The 737-nt window shown below is 44.8% G+C and carries 1 pseudogene; it reads right to left on the reverse strand.

Going from position 1 to position 737, the window contains the following annotated elements:
- Positions 1–723: pseudogene (locus A3757_RS05860) on the reverse strand (glycerol-3-phosphate 1-O-acyltransferase); the annotation flags it as partial.
- Positions 724–737: the final 14 nt, after the last annotated feature.

Consider the following 737-nt stretch of genomic DNA (forward strand, 5'->3'; position numbering starts at 1 on the left):
CTGGATGATCAAACGAGATAAGATGGACAAGTTTACGAAGGCCTCACTGCCGCTTGCCGGACGAGTAATGTACTCACCGTTGTCAATTACCAGCTTGTGTTGGATGAGTACTTTTAGCCAGTCTTCAAATACTGTTTCGACCTCGTCACTGCTCCAGCGAAGGAAAAGTTCTGCCTGAATGTAAGGGTAGATTGATTTGAACAGGCTATATAGCTGAGTTTTCTCAATGCGACTGTTATTTTGCATTAAACAGGCGATCAAAGAGGGGATTGCGAACAAGTGAAGTATATTATTTCGGTTGTAAGTGAGCGACACAGCATTTCTATCGGTCAGGCTAATAATGTCGCCCAGTTCTTGTTTTTGCCTCTCGACCAGGTGCATATTTTCAGCGTACTCAATCCAGTCAAAGCCATCACCTTCGGCAAAAGTGATATCTTCGCTGTAAGGTTGTTCTTTTAACAGGCTATTGAAGCAGTTCATTACGCGGCCTAGTACTTTCGCATCCATGGCATAGCGTTCGGTTGCCAGTAGTACCAAGGCAGTGAAATTAATAGGATTAATCGCAGCGGAGCTATTGATTCCGGTAACGATTTCCTGAGAGAGCTTGTCGACAAAACCGGACAACCATTGCGGTTTCTCGGTTTGCATTCCCGTAAAGTCTCGCCAGTTTTCTTGGTGTTGGTCCAGGTAGGCCTCAAGGTAGATAGGTTCACCAAAGTTCAAGCTAACTTTACCAA

Source organism: Oleiphilus sp. HI0117 (genome assembly GCF_001635235.1).